This is a genomic window from Chryseobacterium sp. BGARF1, assembly GCF_001677955.1.
GTDB lineage: Bacteria > Bacteroidota > Bacteroidia > Flavobacteriales > Weeksellaceae > Chryseobacterium.
Window position 1 is genome coordinate 1 of the sequence record NZ_LELA01000136.1, and the last position, 1821, is coordinate 1821.

Genomic DNA, 1821 nt, shown 5'->3' on the forward strand with positions numbered 1-1821 from the left:
ATAATTTACTCATATACAATATTTTAAACCGAAATGATGCTTGCGAATTTAGAATAATCAAATTATGTTTGATTATTCTAAATTTAATTTTGTTTTTATTGAATTTATGAAAATTAAAATTGATAAAAATTGTTTTATATTTAAGTAATTCGTTGTTTTACTGATAATTATTTAAAATAAATTAGTTTTGAATTGATAATTTTCTTAACTTTATACTAAACATTAAAACTAATTTATCATGAGTGTTCCTAGTATTCCTACAACTTATACCCATAAGTTACAGCCGACCGCTCCCTTCGATATTGATTTAGACACTAATCTTGGCGGTTCTTTCGAGTCCAAATTGGCCGGTGGATTTGATGTTCAACATTCCGGTTCGCTTGAAACCAACTTGAGTGGCGGCCTCAAGACAGATAACGTACTTCAGCTTAAAGGAGATGCGAAACAACCCGTATTTACTGACAGTAAATTTGAAATTGTAAATCTGCCTCGTTTTACACTTGCAGATATTAAAGATCTAATGAAACAAAGGGTAAGAATTCCCAATTATTCTACAGTATGTTTTAAGGTTTTGGGTCTAGAGGTTTTTAATATATGTATGAGTGGTGAAAGCCAGATTATTACTGAACCTTATATTCCTAATTCTGCTGAAAATTGTCAAGATCAATGCTGCGATGCAGATACTCGACCTTTTCCTGAAGGAAAATAATTTTTTTAATCTTTTAAATTACTTCTCATGCTATTTATTAAAGAAAGCAATGATGCGTTGTTGGATCATGTCTTCATTGAAGGCGAAGAAGAGATCATATTTAATGGAACTCCCAATTCTTTAACCGGTTTTATAAAGATCAGCAATCAACTCAATGATACCGTAAAGATCAGAAGTATTGCACTCACTGAAAAGAATAAAAGTGATGGAGTCAAAAATGAACTGAATGTCAGCTGGAAACTCCTTTCGGGTGAAAAAAAGCAACAACAGGTCAATTTAAGCCTTGATCCCAATACAGCTCCGGGCGAATATCTTCGGTATATTGAGATTGGAGGTGAAAGAAAAAAAGTAAAACTTATTGTACAACCCAATATTGAAGTTGAGATAAACCCTACTCATTTTACATTACAAAATACATCACCCAACACAAAACAATCGGTCGTTTTTACACTTTCAAACACCGGAAATATGGATTTTCAAATCCCTGAAATAAAACATATTGCTGCTTTGGATATGGATTTACTTTGCAGAGCATTTGGATTTGCTTTTCGGGAAAGAAAAGCGGAAGATTTCATGCAAACCCTTAATGTAATTACGGGAAATATAAAACAAAATCTCACCGACTGGGCTTCAATTAAGGTAAAAGAGGCTGGTAGCATTCTTTCGCCAGGGAAAAGCACTCTTGTACATTTAGAATTTATAATTCCCGAAAATTCTGATCAAAAAAATGATTATAGCGGAAACATCAGGTTTTGGGATAAAGATTTGTCTTTTGTTATTAAATCTCATAACATTTAAGAAACGATATCATGAATACAAACAATAATTTTAAGATCAATGACTTCGGAAATTTGTTTGAATCTTATATAAACATGTATAAAAATGTCATTGATTTAGGCTTAAAAAGTGCCTCTAGTTTCAACCCAATTAATTCATCCGAAAACTGTGACAGTTGTCCACCAAAAGAGACTTGCCCACCAAAATATCTTGGAAGAATACACAGACAGGCAATGAAGAATGAAATAATTATATGTATATCCGTAATCATCCATAATTTCGTATATTTGTTTGTTATATAATAAGTTAGATGGATATATTTAGTTTTACGGCTG

3 protein-coding genes are annotated in these 1821 nt (G+C 31.9%); 2 read left to right on the forward strand and 1 reads right to left on the reverse strand.

Going from position 1 to position 1821, the window contains the following annotated elements:
- Nucleotides 1–238 precede the first annotated feature (238 nt).
- Nucleotides 239–709: a hypothetical protein gene (locus AB671_RS20350; RefSeq protein ID WP_066681567.1), complete on the forward strand. Its 471-nt coding sequence runs from the start codon at nucleotides 239–241 to the stop codon at nucleotides 707–709.
- Nucleotides 710–736: 27 nt separating this feature from the next.
- Nucleotides 737–1507, forward strand: a complete 771-nt coding sequence (locus tag AB671_RS20355; RefSeq protein ID WP_066681571.1) for a hypothetical protein — start codon at nucleotides 737–739, stop codon at nucleotides 1505–1507.
- Nucleotides 1508–1571: 64 nt separating this feature from the next.
- Here AB671_RS20355 and AB671_RS22835 read toward each other — a convergent pair.
- Nucleotides 1572–1821, reverse strand: a 250-nt coding sequence (locus AB671_RS22835; protein ID WP_228391002.1) for a hypothetical protein, incomplete at its 5' end; no start/stop codon positions are given.